Genomic DNA, 18,041 nt, shown 5'->3' with positions numbered 1-18,041 from the left:
TCAGGCGCGCACGCGCTCTCGTCCAGGCTTGATGGAGCTTGCCGTGCGGGCCTCGATGACAGCGGCGGGAAAATCACCGAACGCCTGCGCGAGCGGCAATTCGTTGCCCGCAAGGCCCGGCGCGGCGTAGCCGCTGACGTCGACGGTTGCGTCAAAAGCTTCGAGCGCGGGCCACTCGCGGCCCGCCTGCGTGAAGGGCGCGAATTGTCGCGCAACCACGACGATGGCTGCAGCGCGGCCGTGGTGGCGGACAAAAGAGATCACATGATCGGCGTGCGCGCCGCGCACCTCCAGCGGCTGATAACCGCCTTGCGCAAAAACGTCGGCAAGCTCAGTACGGAGCTTGAGAAGGTGCCGCGTCCACGCCAGCTTGAGCCGGCCGTCCGGCCAGGTCTTGATCAGCCCGCCCCAGTCCGGCGTTTCCAGCGAATCCAGCGCCGCTTGCCTTGCGGCAAAATCCACCGGGCGGCGGTTGTCGGGATCGACCAGCGACAGGTCCCAATATTCGGTGCCCTGGTAGAAATCGGGCACGCCCGGCAGTGTCGCCTTCAGCGTGAGCTGGCTCAGCGAATTCAGCGCGCCAAGCAGCGCGACGCGGCGAGCCAGAGTGGCAAGCGCTTCCAGGAATTCGACTGACAGTGCTGGATCGAGAATCTTCTCGATGAAGCTCTTGACGCCATTTTCATACGCTTCATGCGGATTGAGCCAGCTTGTCTCTTCCTTGCCCTCGCGAGCCGCCTTGAGCGCATAGGCCTGGATGCGCTCGACGAAACTGGCATCCATCCCCTGTAGCGGCCAGGCGCCAAGCAGGGCCTGGTAGAGCATGTATTCGAACGTTGCCGATGGCGCGCGCAGATTGGCGTGGAGCGCAAGGTGCGGCGCGTTCAGCACCTTCCAGCGCGAAACCGCGCTGGTCCATTCGCCTGAGATCTCGCTGAGCGCCGCGATCCGCGCCCGCGCATCCTCGCCGCGCTTGGTGTCGTGGGTGGCCGTTGCCGTCATCCCCTGCGGCCATTCCCTGGCGCGGGCTCGCATCGCCTCGTGAAAGGCGGGTACGGTGAGGCCTTTGCTGGCGGGATCGCCGCCGACCTCGTTCAGCGCCAGCAGCCTATGGAACTGGTAGAACGCGGTGTCCTCCAGCGATTTCGCCATCATCGGTCCGGTGAATTGCTGCACCTTCAGCGCAAACCGGCGCACGCGCGGCGCGCTGTGCGGCGGGCGGCCGGGTTTGAGCAGGTCCATGGTCAGCGCATCGCGCAGGAAGTCGAAAATGCCTTCATCCGCAGCGAACCACTCTGCGCGGGCACGCGCGATGGTGTCGTCGATCAGTTTGCGGTCCAGCGCGGTCGGGCCGCTATGGGTCAGGTAAGTGCGATAGACCGGGAAGTGCAGCACGTAGAGCTCGAGTGCCTGCCGCAGGCTGTCGGCGGAGAAGTCGCGGGTCGAATAGTGCCCGTTGGCGATCCGGGCAAGCAGACGCGTCAGCACGATGAATTCGCTGGTCAGCAGCGTCTCCAGCACGCGCCTCTTGGCATCCTTCACGTAAGGCGCGAGCCGCGGCGGCCGGTTGCTGATCTGGCGCCAGGTTTCGTCCAGCGCCTCCAGCCCCCTGGCATCGACCAGCACCTGGGTGATCGCGTTCATCCATTCATAGCCGGTGGTGCCCTGGACGCCGGCAAAGTGCGGCAACTTCTCGTGCTCGCACAGGATCTTTTCGATCACGGTGTAGAACGGCTTTGCATTGCCTTGCGCGTCGCGCACCAGCCGGCGTAGCCGCTGGCAATATTGCGCGGGGTCGCGCAGGCCGTCGATGTGATCGAGGCGGATGCCTTGCAGCTTCCCGTCGGTGACGAGCTGCTTCACCAGCCGGTGCGTGGCGGCAAACGTGCTCGCGTCCTCGACGCGGAGGCCCGCGAGCCCGTTGACGTCGAAGAAACGGCGATAGTTGATGTCGCTGGACGCCAGCCGCCAATGGCCCAGCTTGTAGTTCTGCCGTTCCAGCAAGTGATGCAGCGCCAGCGTCTGCGCCGGGCGATCTTTTGCCGGGCGATAGGCGGCGAGGCCGTGGATGATGATGTCGGCGCTGCCTGTGATCTCCTTCAACTCCGCCTTGAAGCCCGGCGCTTCCTTGCGGTTCGGCCGGCGCAGGCCGGTGGTGTGCGCGGCGAGCGAGAGCAGGCGTTTGCCGGCGACGGTATCGGCGGCATCCGCCTCCTTCACGATCATCCGCAGGATCTCGCCATAGCGTTCCGGCGCGATCGGCAGGCGGTGCTCGAAATACCAGGCAGAAAAACTGCCCTCATCCGGATCGTAGCGCAGCTCAATGTCGCCGCGTTCCAGCGCCTCGCCATAAGACGTACCGAGGATCGGCAGCAGCACGCCGCCGCGGGCACGATAGGGCAATTGATCCCAATCGATGTCGAAGGAAACGGCGTGCGGCGAGGCTTGGCCCCATTCCAACACGTCCAGCCACCAGGGATTGTCGGCGAAATGCACGCCGACATGATTGGGCACGAAGTCGATGATGAGGCCGAGATCGTGCTTAGCGAGCGTCTCGCTCAGCCGCGCAAAGCCGGCCTCGCCACCGAGCTCGGGATTGAACTGGCTGTGATCGACGGTGTCGTAGCCATGGGTCGAGCCTTTGCGTGCCTTCATCACCGGAGAGGCGTAGAGATGCGTGATCCCGAGCGCCTTGAGGTAAGGCACGACCGCAGCGGCCTTGTCGAAGTCGAAATCCGCGGTGAGCTGAAGCCGGTAGGTCGCAAGAGGAATCGCGGAAGGCATATCAACCTCCGAGATGCCAAACCACCGACCAGGGCGGAAGTCGGTCGCCGGCCGCGCCGCCCCAGATCGGCGTGCCTGCATCGTTGTTGGAATGCGCGATGTCTTTGTCGGACAGATTGGCCGTGAGCCGCAGCGTCGTACCGTCGCCCATGCGCCAGTGCGCATTGAGCAGGCCGTTGTCTTCAGCCACGGCATCGCCGAACCGCGCGCCCTTCAGCCGCGGCATGATCTCCTTGTGGCGAAGCGCGAGGAGATTGCGCACCAGCGCCAGCCGCGCGTCCTGTTCGGGCGTGCGGCCCGTCCAGTCCAGCACGGCCGATTGCGGCGTGGCCGGATCAAGCGGATCGGGCACTTCGTCGCCGTATGTCGCGTAGGCCCAGGCATATTCCTGCTTGCGGCCCTTGCGCACGGCATCGGCAAGGCCGCCCTGGAAATCGCAGAAGAACGGGAAGGGCACCTTCGAGCCCCATTCTTCGCCCTGGAACAGCATCGGCACCATCGGCGCGAGCAGCGTCACTGCGAGCGCGGCCTCGATCTGCTGCGGCGAGGCCAGGCTCTCGAGGCGGTCGCCAAGCGGGCGGTTGCCGATCTGGTCGTGGTTTTGCAGGAAGGTGACGAAGGTCGCCGGCGGCAGCTCGCCGCTGGCTTCGCCGCGCGGCTTCTTGCCCCAGAATTCCGAGATCTCGCCCTGATAGACGAAGCCCGAGGCGAGCGCGCGCGCGAGGTCCATGCGCGGCGTCTGGTAGTCGCCGTAATAGCCGTTGAGCTCGCCGGTCAGCATCACGTGCCAGACGTGATGATAGTCGTCGTTCCACTGCGCGCGATATTTGCCGCTCGGCGGCTCCTGCGCGGCGTCAAGCATGCTGGCGCGGTTATCGCCATTCTCCAGCACGAGATGAATGTGTCGGTCGGTGGCCTTGGCAAGCTCGCCGACGGCGGCGCTGAGGTCGTGCAGCATCGACTGCTCGCCGGGAATCGCCATGATGTGGTTGGCGGCATCGAGTCGCAAACCATCGAAGCGATAGTCGGTCAGCCAGGACAGCGCATTCTCGACCGCAAAGGCCCGCACTTGCGGCACGCGATAATCGATCGCGCTGCCCCAGGGCGTGTGCGCATCGGTGAAGAAGGTTGGTGCATAGCGGCCGAGATAATTTCCTTCGGGGCCGAAGTGATTGTAGACCACGTCGAGGAAGACCATCAGCCCGCGCAGATGCGCTTCGTCGATTAGCGTCTTCAGATCTTCCGGGCGGCCATAGGCACTGTCGGGCGCGTACCAGAGCACGCCGTCATAGCCCCAGCCGCGGCGGCCGGCGAAATCGGCCAGCGGCATCAGCTCCAGCGCGGTGATGCCTGATACGACCAGATGATCGAGCTTGTCGATCATGGCGCGGTAAGTGCCGTCGCGCGTGAAGGTGCCGACATGGGTCTCGATCAGCACCGTCTCTTCCCAGGGGCGGCCGCGCCAATCCTTCGCGCGCCACTTGAAGGCGTCGTGATCGATCACCTCACTCGGGCCGAACACATCCTCGGGCTGGAATGCAGACGCCGGATCGGGGACGTCGATCTCGTCGTCGATCCTGAACCTGTAGGGGCTGCCGACTGGCAAGCCCGCGATTTCGGCGACATACCAGCCATCCTGCCGGCGCTGCATCGCGTGCCGCCGCTCGAGCAGGAGGTCGACGCGACGCGCGCCGGGCGCCCACAGTCGGAACGACACGCCGTCCTTGGTCGGCTTCGCCCCGAAGGATGGCCTCATAGCGCCCCCGCGAACGCGAGCACGGAGCGCGGCGGCGCCTTGCTGTCGCTTCCAGACATGAAATTAACGCTGTTCAGCTTGGCATCCGTCGTATTGAGGATCTGCTGCCAGCTCTTGTATTCGGGCATTTTGGGCAATTTGAATGCGATCTCTTCGGGGGCGGCGTTCAGTACGATAAAGATCGCCGCGCTGCCCGGTTCCATCGGTCCCATCACATAAGAAAGGAACCGGCCGTCCGGAAATGTCCAGTCGCTGTCCGTCATCTCGTTGCCTTCGGGCGTCAGCCACAGCGCACCGTAGGAGATGCCGTCCTTGGGGCGGCCGTCGAGCCAGCGATGGCTGCGCAACTGCGAGAAGTTTCGCCTGACGTCAGCGAGGTCAGCGACGAAATCGACCATGTCGTCGCCGTCCTTGCCGAGATTGTCCCAGCCGACCCAGCCTACTTCGTTGTCCTGGCAATAGGCGTTGTTGTTGCCGGATTGCGAATTGCCGACCTCGTCGCCGGCAAGGATCAAGGGAATACCCTGCGCCAGCATCAGACAGGCCAGCACGTTCTTGCGAAGCTGGCGGCGCAGGCCGAGGATCTTGGGATCGTCGGTCGGGCCCTCGACACCGCAATTGTTGCTGTGGTTGTCGTTGGAGCCGTCGCGATTGTCCTCGCCATTGGCCTCGTTGTGCTTGTCGTTGTAGCTGAAGAGATCGGCCAGCGTGAAGCCGTCATGGACCGTGATGTGGTTGATGCTGGCGCGCGGCCGGCGGCCATCGTGATTGAACAGGTCGGAGGAGGCCGTCATGCGGCTGGAGATATCGCCGATCAGGCTGCCTTCGCCGCTCCAGTAGCGGCGCATGGCGCTGCGATAGCGATCGTTCCACTCCGACCATTGCGAGGGGAAGGCGCCGACCTGGTAGCCGCCGAGGCCGAGATCCCAAGGTTCGGCGACGAGCTTGACGGTGGCGAGCACCGGATCCTGCCGGATTGCAGTCAGGAACGAGATGCCGCGATCAAAACCGTTCGGGCCGCGCGCGAGCGTGGTGGCAAGGTCGAAGCGGAAGCCGTCGACATGGCAGACCTCGACCCAGTAGCGCAAGCTATCCATCACCATCTGCAGCACCCGCGGATGAGTGAGGTTCACCGAGGAGCCGCAGCCGGTGAAGTCGTCGTAATATCGCGGGTTCTCGCGGTTCAGCCAGTAATAGGAGGCGTTGTCGATGCCGCGATAGCACAGCGTCGGGCCGAGATGGTTGCCCTCGGCGGTGTGGTTGTAGACCACATCGAGCATCACCTCGATGCCGGCATCGTGCAGGCGCGCCACGGTGGTGCGGAAGGAATCCAGCGCGTTGTCCTGGGCATAGCGCTGCTCCGGCGCGAAGAAGGACAGCGTGTTGTAGCCCCAGTAATTGGCGAGCTTCTTCTCGACCAGCACGCGGTCGTCGACGAAGCTGTGGATCGGGAGCAATTCGATGGTGGTGACGCCGAGCTTCTTCAAATGCTCGATCATCGCCGGCGACGACAGCCCGCCATAGGTACCGCGCAAATTCGGCGGCACGTCGTCGCGCTTCTGGGTCAGGCCCTTGACGTGAGCCTCGTAGATGATGGTGTCTTCCCAGGGGATGTTGGGCCTTATCTCGCGCCGGCCCCAGTTGAAGGTCTCGTCGACCACGACGGCCTTGGGCATGCCGCGCGCATTGTCGCGCCGGTCGAACGAGAGATCCTCGCGCGCCGAGCCGGTGCGATAGGCGAAATGCGCATCGCTCCAGACCAGGCGCCCGGCAAGGCGCTTGGCGTAGGGATCGAGCAGCAGCTTGTTGGCGTTGAAGCGGTGGCCGTGCTCGGGCTCATAAGGGCCATGCACGCGATAGCCGTAGAGCTGGCCCGGCGAGACGTCGTTGAGATAGCCATGCCAGACGTCCTCGGTGCGCTCCGGCAGCTCGATGCGCTCGAGCTCGCGCCGGCCCTGGCTGTCGAACAGGCACAGCTCGATCTTCTGCGCATGGGCTGAGAACAGCGCGAAGTTGGTGCCGCGTCCGTCCCAGCTTGCACCGAGGCGCGCGGGCGATCCAGCAGTCAGACGCATCGGTCAGCTTTCCGGAACGAGGAAGATCGCGGCGAGCGGCGGAATGGTGAGACGAAGCTCGGGCGACTTGCCGGCAACGGTTTGCACCTCGCCGATGTTGCCGACATTGGTGCCGCCATAATGGGCGGAGTCCGAGTTGAACACCTCTTTCCACTTGCCGGCAAAGGGCACGGGGACGCGATAGTTGCGATAGACATTGGGTGAGAAGTTGATGACCACGAGACACCGCGCGTGCTCGTCAAAACCCTTGCGCAGCCAGGCAAAGACATTGCGGTTGGCATCGTCGGTGATCAGCCATTCGAAGCCGGCCTGATCGCAATCCATCTGGTGCAGCGCCGGCACCGCGCGGTAGAGCCGGTTGAGGTCGCGGACCAGCGCCTGGACGCCGGAATGGTACTTGTATTCCAGCAGGTGCCAGTCGAGCGACTGGTCGTGATTCCATTCGCGGCTTTGCGCGATCTCGCCGCCCATGAACAGCAGCTTTTTGCCGGGATGGCCGAACATGAAGCTGTAATAGGCGCGCAGGTTCGCAAAGCGCTGCCATTCGTCGCCGGGCATGCGGCCGAAGATCGAGCGCTTGCCGTGCACGACCTCGTCATGCGACAGCGGCAGGATGAAGTTTTCCGAGAAGGCGTAGTGCAGGCCGAACAGGATATCGCCGTGATGATATTTGCGGTGGATCGGATCCTTGCTGATGTAGTTCAGCGTGTCGTGCATCCAGCCCATGTTCCACTTGTAGCCGAAACCGAGCCCGCCGAATTCGACCGGGCGCGAGACCTGCGGCCACGCGGTGGATTCCTCGGCTGCCGTGGTCGCCTGCGGGAAGCGCGCGAACAGCTCGGTGTTGAAGCGGCGCAGGAAGTTGATCGCCTCGATGTTCTCGCGGCCGCCGTACTGGTTCGGAATCCAGGCACCGGGCGGGCGGCTGTAGTCCAGATAAAGCATGGACGCGACCGCATCGACGCGCAGGCCGTCGATAGCGTAGCGCTCGAGCCAGAACAGCGCGTTCGACACGAGGAAGTTCGTCACTTCGGTGCGGCCGTAATTGTAGATCAGCGTGCCCCAGTCGAGGTGGCGGCCCTGCAGCGGGTTGGCGTGCTCATACAGCGCCGTGCCGTCGAAGCTGCCGAGCCCGTGCGGATCATCAGGGAAATGTCCGGGCACCCAGTCGAGCAGCACGCCGATGCCCTCGCGATGGCAGGCATCGATCAGCGCGGCAAAGTCCTCAGGCCCGCCGAAACGGCTGGTCGGCGCATAGAGGCCGGTCGGCTGATAGCCCCAGGAGCCGTCGAACGGATGCTCGCTCACCGGCAGGAATTCGAGGTGGGTGAAGCCCATGTCGCGGGCATAGGCCGGCAGCTGCTCGGCGAGTTCGCGATAGGTTAGCCATTCGTTGCCGCTCTTGCGCCGCCACGAGCCGAGATGGACCTCGTAGATCGACATCGGCGCCGACAGCGCGTTGATGCCGTCGGGCGCCGGGCGAGGCCGCGGCAGATGCGCCTCGTCGAACACGATCGACGCCGTCTTCGGCCGCACTTCGCTGGCAAACGCCATCGGGTCGGACTTCAGCGGCAGCAGATGGCCATGCGGTCCGATGATCTCGAACTTGTAATGATCGCCGGATTTGGCATGCGGAATGAACAATTCCCAATAGCCGGCGCCGCGCACGCGCATCGGATGACGCCGCCCGTCCCAGAAATTGAAATCGCCGACCACGGACACCCGCCGCGCATTCGGAGCGAGCACGACGAAACCGATACCGTCGATGCCGTCCAGCCGCATCGGATGGGCGCCGAGCTTGTCGTAGAGCCGCTGATGCGTGCCTTCGCCGAGCAGATAGAGGTCGAAATCGGTCAGGATTGGCGGAAAGCGATAGGCGTCCTCGAACTCGACGAGTTTGTCGCCGAATTTGGCGCGAAGCTGGTAGTGCTTCGAGCCGTTGGGCAGGGCGCCGATGAACAGGCCGGAATCGTGGACGCGGTCGAGCGGCGCGACTTCGCCATGCTCACCGACCGCCTCGACATTGGAGGCCTCCGGCAGGAAGGCGCGCACCACGCTCTTGCCACCCTCGGGATGCATCCCGAGATAGTGGAAGGGATCGGAGTGGCGCCCCTCGATGATGGCGTAGGCTTCGGCTGGCAGTTTAGGCATGGGCTTCGCTCCCGGCACTGGACAGAATGCGAAGCAGGCCGGTCAGCGGCGCATGGAGCCCTTCGGGCCGGTGGAACAGCTCGTACTCTACCTCGTCGAACGCTAGATCAAGCAGGAAAAACCTTAACATGCTTTCCGCGGAATGTGCGTCTTCCGGCCAGAGCCGCCGGTCGGCCATGGCCTCACGATAGGCGGACTGGAAGGTCGCGGTGGCGCGCTCGCGCCATTCGTCGAGCGCGGCCGTAATCCGGCCGTGTTCATGACCCCCGCCCGACAGCGCCCGGCCAAGCGCGGCGTTAACCGAAAGATCGATCGAGCGGACCAGGCCGGCGACATCGCGCGCGGCAGGCAGCTTGCGCCGCTTGTCGACCAGGGTGAGGTGCGGATCGCCGTCGAAATCGATGATGAAGATGTCGTCCTTCACGATCAGAGTTTGCCCGAGGCGGAAGTCGCCATGATGACGGATGTTCAACCCGCCGATGTCGGATGGCAAGAGCGCATTGACGTGGCCGGGCAAGGTCGCGCGCATCGCGACGAGCTGATCGATCAGGGGCCGGTCAGCCTCGCGCAGGCCGTCCCGGGCATCGGCCAGCCGGTCGAAGACCCGCTCGGCCCTTGCCTTGAGGTCTGTCGTCCAGCGCTTGACGTCGGCTTTGCCGATCGGTTCAGGGGCAAGGTCGGGGGATTTTGCGGCGGCGAGCGCCATGTGCAACTCGGCGAGCCGACGGCCAATCTGCGCCACGAAGTGCAAATAGGGTGACTGCTCCTGGGTCTCGCGGTGCATTTCATCCGGCGGCAGCACCCGCTGCTCGTCGATATAGCGGTCGAGGTAGCCCGTGGTGACGGCCCAGCCGTCACCCTGGTTCTCGACATAGGCATGCAGCACGCCGAGCGCGCTGCGGCTGACGCCCTCGACCAGCTCGACGCTGCCGAGCAGCGCTGGTGTGTTGGGAAAGCGCGCGACCTCGGTGAGATAATTGCCGATTTCGATCTCGGGGTTGCTGCCGCTCTCGAGCCGACGATAGATCTTGGCGACATACTGATTGTCGACTAGCGCCGTGCTGTTCGATTGCTCGACCGTCCGAATGCGCGCAGGCTCCTTCACGGTGTAATCCGCGAACCGGCTTGTCGGCTTGAACTCGAGCCGCAGATTGTTCTCGTCCACGACGAGATTCTGCGACAAGCCTCGCAGGAAAAGCCCGATGAAGATCTGGTCGGTGGCGACGTCGAGCAGCGTGCCTTCGCGTGCGCCCTGGCGCACGGCGGCGAGTGCCCTCGGATTGAAGCGCTCGCGGTCGAAGCGGACCCACTCGATCTGCATCGGCAGCACGTAGCGCGTCGCGACTTCGTCGTCCGTCGTCTCGAAGAACGCGATCCACGGCCTGTTGTCGCCGATGTCGCTGAACGGCACTGCTGACGTCAGCGCAGCCTTGATGTGCTTGGGATCGTGTTCGGGATACCAGCGCGTGCGCGACAGGAATCCCGGCAGCACGTCGCGCTCGAACACGCCGCGCTCACGGGCAAGCGACACCCAGTTGGAGTTAACAGGCACCACCAGCGTTTCGAATTCCGGCACCGCGCGCGGCACCACCGGCTCGGATTTGTCGCGCTCCTGGAGCTGGAACCAATAGAAGCCATAGGGCCCCAGCGTGATCATGTAGGGCAATTCGCCGATCGCCGGAAAACGGGTACGGCCGAGCATCTCCTGCGGGATGCGATCCTTCCACGGCGACAGATCGAGCTCGGTCGCCTGCGCCGCGCGCGACAGATTGGCGACACAGAGGATGACCTCGTCGCGATATTGCCGGACATAGGCCAGCACGGCGCGGTTGGCCGGGCGGATGAAGGTCATGGTGCCGCGGCCGAAGGCGAGCGTCGACTTGCGTACCGAGATCAGCCGCTTGGTCGCGTTCAGCAGCGAGGACAGGCTGCGCGACTGTGCCTCCACGTTGACTGATTCGTAGCCGTAGACGGGGTCCATGATCAGCGGCGCATAGAGACGGGCGGGATCGGCGCGGGAGAAGCCGCCATTGCGGTCCGGGCTCCACTGCATCGGTGTGCGCACGCCGTTGCGGTCGCCGAGATAGATGTTGTCGCCCATGCCGATCTCGTCGCCGTAATAGATGATCGGCGTGCCGGGGAAGGACAGCAGCAGCGAGTTCATCAGCTCGATCTTGCGCCGGTCGTTGTCCATCAGTGGCGCGAGGCGCCTGCGGATGCCGACGTTGATACGGGCGCGGGGATCGTTGGCGTAGGTGGTCCAGAGATAGTCGCGCTCGACGTCGGTCACCATCTCCAGCGTCAGCTCGTCATGGTTGCGCAGGAACAGCGCCCATTGGCAGCTCGCGGGAATATCAGGCGTCTGGCGCAGGATGTCGGTGATCGGGAAACGGTCCTCCTGCGCGATCGCCATGTAGATGCGTGGCATCAGCGGGAAATGGTAGGCCATGTGGCACTCGTCGCCACGGCCGAAATATTCCTGCACGTCCTCCGGCCATTGATTGGCCTCAGCCAGCAGCAGCTTTCCCTTGGAATAGGCGTCGAGCTCGTGGCGCAGGCGCTTGATGATCGCATGCGTCTCCGGGAGGTTCTCGTTCGAGGTGCCCTCGCGCTCGCAGAGATAGGGAATAGCGTCCAGGCGGAAGCCGTCGACGCCGGCGTCCAGCCAGCGCTTCATCACCTGAATGATGGCGCTGACGACGCGCGGATTGTCGAAATTGAGGTCGGGCTGGTGCGAGAAGAAGCGGTGCCAGTAGAACGCGCCGGCCTCGGGATCCCAGGTCCAGTTCGACTTCTCGGTGTCGGTGAAGATGATGCGCGTGCCCTGGTATTTCTGGTCGGTGTCGCTCCACACATACCAGTCGCGAGCGCTCGAGCCGGCCGGGCTGCGGCGCGCGCGCTTGAACCAATTGTGCTGGTCGGACGTGTGGTTGACGACCAGCTCGGTGATGACGCGCAGGCCGCGCTTCTGCGCTTCCTGGATGAAGCGCTTGAAGTCCTTCATCGTCCCGAAATCGGGATTGACCGCGCCGTAATCGCCGATGTCGTAGCCGTCGTCGCGGCCGGGCGAGGGGTAGAACGGCAGCAGCCACAGCGCAGTGACGCCAAGATCCTGCAGATAAGGCAGCTTCTCGGTCAGCCCTGCGAAATCGCCGATGCCGTCATTGTTGCTGTCGGCAAAGGCCTTGACGTGGAGCTGGTAGATGATGGCGTCCTTGTACCAGAGCTCGTCCGCGATCGCGGCAGCCTCGGCCTTCTTGGTGTCGACGGAAGACAGAACATTCATGGCGTGATCCTTACGCCAGGCAGCGGAAGAGCAGGGCCGGATCGCGGTCGGGATCGATACGCAATTTGATCCCGCCCCATTCGATGCGGGACTGTTCGCCTGTCATGAGATTTTCGATTGCGGTGACGTGGCGGCGCTCGCCGCCGACATCGATGGTGAGGTCGCCGAGCGGCAACCAGATCTCGCGCGCATGGCGCGAGAGGGCGATGGCCGCGATGATCGCGTTCACCGGTTCAGCGGCCTCCTTGACGAAGGCGATGGTCTCGCCGTCCTCGATGCCGAGGAAGCGCAGATTGCTGGTCTGCTGGAGCGCGGCGTTGTCGTTGCGGATACGGTTGAGTGTCGTGATCCAGGGTTTGATATTGCCTGATTTGTCCCAGTCGCGCTGGCGGATCTGGTACTTCTCGGAATCCTGATATTCTTCGCGGCCGGGCACGGCCTCGTGCTCGAGCAGCTCGAAGCCGCTATAGAGGCCGTAATTCCCTGACAGCGTTGCCGCCAGCGCGACGCGCGACTTGAACATCCAGGCTTCGCCGCTCTGCAAATGATACGGCAGCAGGTCCGGCGTGTTGACGAACAGGTTTGCCCGATAGAAATCCCGCTCCGGATAGCGCGAGAGCTCGCCGAGATATTGCTCCAGCTCCCACTTCCTTGTGCGCCAGGGGAAATAGCTGAAGGACTGCGCAAAGCCGAGCTTGGCGAGGCCCTTCATCAGCTTCGGCCGCGCAAACGTCTTGGAGAACAGGATCACCTCGGGATGCCGCTGACGAATCTCGTGGATCAGCCACTCCCAGAACGGCAGCGGCGCGGTGTCGTGATTGTCGATCGCGAAGATGGTTACGCCATGGTCGATCCAGAACAGCATGGCGTCGCGAAACGCATTCCACAGCCCGGCCCGGTCGACCGAGGCGAAATCGGGGATCACGATATCAGAATAGGGGCCGTCCGCCGTCCGCACCGAACGGTCCGGTCGCCATTTGAACCATTCCGGATGCTGCGTCAGCCAGGGATGATCGGGCGAGCATTGCAGGGCGAAATCGAGCGCGATCTCGAGGCCGAATTCGAGGCAGGTCGCGACCAGCGCGCGGAAATCCTCGATGGTGCCGAGCTCGGGATGCAGAGCATCGTGGCCGCCCTCAGCCGAGCCGATCGCATAGGGCGACCCGGGCTCGCCCTCGGTTGCGACAGGCGCGTTGTTGCGGCCCTTTCGGCTTGTGCGGCCGATCGGATGGATTGGCGTGAAGTACAAGACGTCAAAGCCCATCGCCGCGATATCGGGCACGCGCGCGATGCAGTCGCGGAGCGTGCCGTGCTGGCCGGCAACCGCGCTCTGGCTACGCGGCATCATCTGATACCAGGCGCCGAAGCGCGCCCTGTCGCGGTCGATAACAAGCGGGAAGTTCGGCGAGCGGGTCAGGTCCAGCCGCGCCTGGCTCTCGGCCATGGCCTCGCCGAGGTCGGTTGCGAGCAGCGAGGTGACGTCGCCGTTCTGGAGATAGTCCTCGCATTGCCTGACGATCACGGCCGCGGCGTCCTGTTGCGCGCCATGCGCCTTGGTCAAAAGGCCAGCGCCCTCGATCGCATCGAGCGTCACGTCGCCACCGGAGAGCTGCTTGCGCTCGACCCCGTGGCGCCAGGTGGCGAATTCGTCGGTCCAGGCTTCGATGGCATAGACATATTGCCCTGCTTCGGTCGGCGTGAACGCGCCGGACCAGCGGTCGTCGCCATGATGGATCATGGGCTCGCGCCGCCATTCACGGTCTTGCTCGCCGCGCCAGACCAGCGCCGCGCTGATGGTGGCGTCGCCGTCGCGATAGATGTCGGCCCACACCTCGACCCGATCGCCCGCGATCCGCTTCACGGCGAAGCGGCCGCCATCGATCAACGGATAGATATCTTCGATGAGGAAAGCGCTGCCGGCGGCGGCACTCTCGACAGTTTGAATTGTCTTGTTCACGGTGATGCCATTGACAAGAAAGCAGGAGCCCGTTTCCCTTGTCGGGAACCTACGCTTGGTACCACTATAGAAAGCCGCTTGTGTGTCATTGGTTCCCATGGGAACGGCAGGTGCGGTTTGGGAGTTACCCCTGACTAACCTCTTCCGCGACCTCGTTAAAATCCATGCCCCCGGCCAGACAATGGCCTGCAAGCTGCGTGCCGAATGGATCTTTTAGCTCAAGCCCAGACCAAGGGCGTTCAATCCGAATTTGTCGACGCCCTCGGCAAGCTGCGGGTCACCGCGCCCGAGGCGCTCAAATCCATCCTCGATGCCCTGCCGGAGAAGCGGGTCTATCGCTTCGTCAGCGGTCCGGTGGTGGTGCGCGCGCTGGGCAATCCGCGCACCGAGCTTGCTGCCGTCGGCACGGCGCCGCTGCAATGGAAAATCACCGGCAAGGGCAATGTGATCGGGCAGGGCGAGACGCGCGAGCCTGTTATCGCCTGGCCCGCCGGCCTGCCGCTCGGTTACCACCGGCTGACGCTGACCGATGCTACGGGCGCGACGGAAGAGGTGCCGATGATCGTGGCACCCGAGCGCGCCTTTGGCGGCGAGTTTGACCGCGGCTGGCTGCTGGCCGTGCAGCTCTACTCCGTTCGCTCCGACCGCAATTGGGGCATCGGCGATTTCAGCGATCTCGCCGGTCTTGTCAGGCTCGCCAAGCGGCTGGGGGCTGACGGCGTCGGGCTCAATCCGCTGCATGTGCTGTTCGACGATCATCCGGCCGATTGCAGCCCCTATTCGCCGAACAGCCGGCTGTTTCTCAATCCGCTGTATATCGACGTCGAGGCCATTCCCGAATATTCGGCCGACCTCGTCCCGGACGCCGCCACGACCGCCACGCGGCTGCGCCAAGGCGATCGTGTCCCTTACGCCGACATGGCGGCGCTGAAATGGCTGGGCCTCCGTGCTGCCTTTGACAGCTTCTTGAAGACCGCGACCGGTGTCCGGCGTAACCAGTTCGATGCGTTTCGAGCGGACCGCGGGCCGCTGTTGTCACGCTTCGCCTGCTTCGAGGTGCTTCGGCATCGTTTCAATGTGCCGTGGTGGGAATGGCCAGTGGAATGGCAGCAGCCGGACGATGCCAAATGCGCTGAAATGCGCAAGGGACCCGACAAGCACAGGGTCGAGTTCGTCGAATTCGTGCAATGGACGGCGGATAGCCAATTGCGCGCCGCCAAGGAGCTCTCCGCCGAGCTCGGCATGCGCGTCGGGCTCTATCTCGACGTTGCCGTCGGCGTGCAATCCAACGGCTTCGATGCCTGGAACGAACAGACGTCAATCTCCCGCCACCTTGCGGTCGGCGCGCCGCCTGATGTCCTCAATACCGTCGGTCAGGATTGGGGCCTTGCCGGCTTCAACGCAGGCGGCCTGGAGGCGCAGTCCTTCGTGCCCTTCGCGAACATGCTGGCCGCCTCGATGCGGCATGCCGGCGCCATCAGGCTCGATCACGTGCTGGGGCTGAAGCGGCTTTATCTGGTGCCGCGCGGCTTCAAGCCCGATAACGGCGCCTATGTGCAGATGCCGCTGGAGGCGCTGCTCGCGGCGGTCGTGTGCGAGAGCGTTACCCACAAATGCATCGTGATCGGCGAGGACCTCGGCACCGTGCCCGAAGGCTTCCGCGAGACCATGCAGGATTTCGGCATCTGGTCCTACCTGGTCATGATGTTCGAGCGCGACGATGCCGGCCATTTCCGCAATGTCGACCACTACCGGCCGAACGCGCTGGTCACGCTCAACACGCATGATCTATGCACCTATGCAGGCTGGCGCTCGTTCGGCGATCTCAAGATGAAGCTGTCGCTCGGGCTCGATCCCGGCGAGAACGAACAGGCGCGCTGGGATGCGCTCGGCGCGCTCGATCAGATTCTGCACCAGAACGGGATCAACGCCAACGACCTCTACTCGGTGCTCGGCTTCCTGTCGCGCACGCCGTCGCGGCTGCTCGCGGTGTCGATGGAAGACCTGCTCGGCGTGATCGACCAGCCCAACATTCCCGGCACGATCGACGAGCACCCGAATTGGCGGCAGCGCCTTCCCGTCGCACTCGATCAGATCGCTGCCAAGGTCGATCTCGCGGCTTTGAAGGCGGCGACGCGGGAACGTTCGCTCATCGGTGGGCGTTGATATCCAGGGGTTTCCTAGGCTCGCAAAACATTGTCTCAGAAGATCGAGAACTATGCGCTGATCGGCGACTGCGAGACCGCGGCGCTGGTCGGGCGCAACGGCTCGATCGATTGGCTGTGCTGGCCGGCCTTCGATTCCGACGCCTGCTTTGCCGCGATCCTCGGCACGCACAAGAACGGTCGGTGGCTGGTCGCGCCGAGCGAGGACATCACAAGCATCTCGCGCCGCTATCTCGGCAACACCCTCATCCTCGAAACGCGCTTTGAGACCGGGAGCGGCACCGTCGCGCTGGTCGACTTCATGCCGCCGCGCGGCAAGGCGTCCGACATCGTGCGGCTGGTGCGCGGCGTCAAGGGCACGGTGAAGATGCGGATGGAGCTTGTCATCCGTTTCGGCTTCGGTGTCGATATTCCCTGGGTGAGGCGGATCGACCATTCACTGCTGGCGGTCGCCGGCCAGGACATGACGATGCTGCGCACGCCGGTCGAGACGCGCGGCGAGGATCTCACCACGGTGTCCGATTTCGAGGTCAGGGCCGGCGAGACCGTGCCGTTCGTGCTGACCTACGGTCCCTCACATCTCGATCCGCCTGAATCGATCGACCCTGATATCGCGCTCCGGGAGACCGAAAAATTCTGGAAGGAGTGGTCAAGCCGCTCCACTCATGACGGCGAGTATCGCGATCTCATCATGCGTTCGCTGATCACGCTGAAGGCGCTGACATTCGGCCCGACAGGGGGCATCGTCGCGGCGCCGACCACCTCGCTGCCGGAAAAGCTCGGCGGCGCCAGGAACTGGGACTACCGCTTCTGCTGGCTCCGCGATGCCACCTTCACGCTGCTGGCACTGATGAATTCGGGTTACACCGACGAAGCCTTGGCCTGGCACAATTGGCTGCTGCGCGCGGCCGCCGGCTCGCCCGCCAACATGCAGATCATGTACGGCATCTGGGGCCAGCGCCGGCTGCTGGAATGGGAGGCAAGCTGGCTCGATGGCTATGAGGGCGCCCAGCCGGTGCGTGTCGGCAATGCCGCGCATGCGCAGCTTCAGCTCGACGTTTACGGCGAGCTGATCGATGCCTTCCACCAGTCGCGTATGGCCAAGCTCCAACTCGACGATGAGGCGACCTGGGCGCTGGAATGTGCGGTGCTGAATCATCTCGCCGAGGTCTGGGATCATCCCGACCACGGCATCTGGGAGCGGCGCGGCCAGCCGAGGCACTACGTCTTCTCCAAGGTGATGACCTGGGTCGCCTTCGACCGCGCCATCAAGAGCGCAGAGACCTTTGGCTTCAAGGCGCCGCTGCTGCATTGGCGCACCTTGCGCGAGGCGATTCACCGCGACGTCTGCAACAAGGGCTTTGACGCTGAAGAGAATGCTTTCGTCGAGTCCTACGGCTCAAAACTGCTCGATGCGAGCGTGCTGCTGCTGCCGGGTGTCGGCTTCCTGCCGGCCGACGATCCGCGCATCCGCGGCACCATCGCAGCCGTCGAGAAGCACATGATGCGCGACGGTTTCGTGCTGCGGCATGACCCGCGCGAGGTCTCCGAGGAGACCCAGCCGATCGAGGGCGCGTTCCTGGCCTGCACCCTGTGGCTGGCCGATGCCCACGTGCTCGCGGGCGACCTCGATCGGGCACAGGCGCTGTTCGATCGCATCGCAGGGCTTGCCAACGACGTCGGGCTCCTCGCCGAAGAATATGATCCCGTCGCGCGCCGCCAGACCGGCAATTTCCCGCAGGCGCTGACGCATATCGCGCTGATCAACACCGCCCACAATCTCTCGGCGGCCAGGCACGCCAGCGATAAGCCGGCGATGCAGCGGTCGAAATAGTAGGGAGCGCGCGGTAGGGGAGGGTCTTAACCC

At 64.2% G+C, this 18,041-nt stretch carries 8 protein-coding genes; 2 read left to right on the top strand and 6 right to left on the bottom strand.

The window, feature by feature from the left end; all coding sequences use genetic code 11:
• Genes treY through XI06_RS00220 form a run of 6 tightly spaced genes read right to left on the bottom strand, consistent with a single transcriptional unit; the run spans position 1 to position 14,009 of the window.
• Positions 1-2,784, bottom strand: a complete 2,784-nt coding sequence (gene treY, locus XI06_RS00245; RefSeq protein ID WP_271604356.1) for a malto-oligosyltrehalose synthase — start codon at positions 2,782-2,784, stop codon at positions 1-3.
• Between the two features lies 1 nt (position 2,785).
• Positions 2,786-4,540 carry a malto-oligosyltrehalose trehalohydrolase gene (gene treZ / locus XI06_RS00240; protein ID WP_271604355.1) on the bottom strand — a complete coding sequence of 585 codons (1,755 nt, stop codon included), beginning with the start codon at positions 4,538-4,540 and terminating at the stop codon, positions 2,786-2,788.
• Complete coding sequence (gene glgX, locus XI06_RS00235; RefSeq protein WP_271604354.1) at positions 4,537-6,615, bottom strand: glycogen debranching protein GlgX; 2,079 nt, start codon at positions 6,613-6,615, stop codon at positions 4,537-4,539. Before glgX ends, treZ begins: the two co-directional genes overlap by 4 nt.
• A 3-nt stretch (positions 6,616-6,618) precedes the next feature.
• Complete coding sequence (gene glgB / locus XI06_RS00230; RefSeq protein WP_271604353.1) at positions 6,619-8,766, bottom strand: 1,4-alpha-glucan branching protein GlgB; 2,148 nt, start codon at positions 8,764-8,766, stop codon at positions 6,619-6,621.
• Complete coding sequence (gene treS, locus XI06_RS00225; protein ID WP_271604352.1) at positions 8,759-12,052, bottom strand: maltose alpha-D-glucosyltransferase; 3,294 nt, start codon at positions 12,050-12,052, stop codon at positions 8,759-8,761. Before treS ends, glgB begins: the two co-directional genes overlap by 8 nt.
• A gap of 10 nt (positions 12,053-12,062) precedes the next feature.
• Entirely contained in the window at positions 12,063-14,009 is a 1,947-nt protein-coding gene (locus XI06_RS00220) for a maltotransferase domain-containing protein (protein ID WP_271604351.1), read from the bottom strand.
• 204 nt (positions 14,010-14,213) lie between these two features.
• Here XI06_RS00220 and malQ point away from each other — a divergent pair, with 204 nt between their 5' ends.
• Entirely contained in the window at positions 14,214-16,175 is a 1,962-nt protein-coding gene (gene malQ, locus XI06_RS00215) for a 4-alpha-glucanotransferase (protein ID WP_271604350.1), read from the top strand.
• Between the two features lie 30 nt (positions 16,176-16,205).
• On the top strand, positions 16,206-18,008 hold the full coding sequence (locus XI06_RS00210) for a glycoside hydrolase family 15 protein (protein WP_271604349.1): 1,803 nt from the start codon (positions 16,206-16,208) through the stop codon (positions 18,006-18,008).
• Positions 18,009-18,041: the final 33 nt, after the last annotated feature.

It is taken from the genome of Bradyrhizobium sp. CCBAU 11434, from assembly GCF_028128895.1.
Lineage (GTDB): Bacteria > Pseudomonadota > Alphaproteobacteria > Rhizobiales > Xanthobacteraceae > Bradyrhizobium > Bradyrhizobium zhengyangense.
Note: the sequence above shows the minus strand (reverse complement) of the source record. Positions and strands in the feature narration are given on the sequence as shown.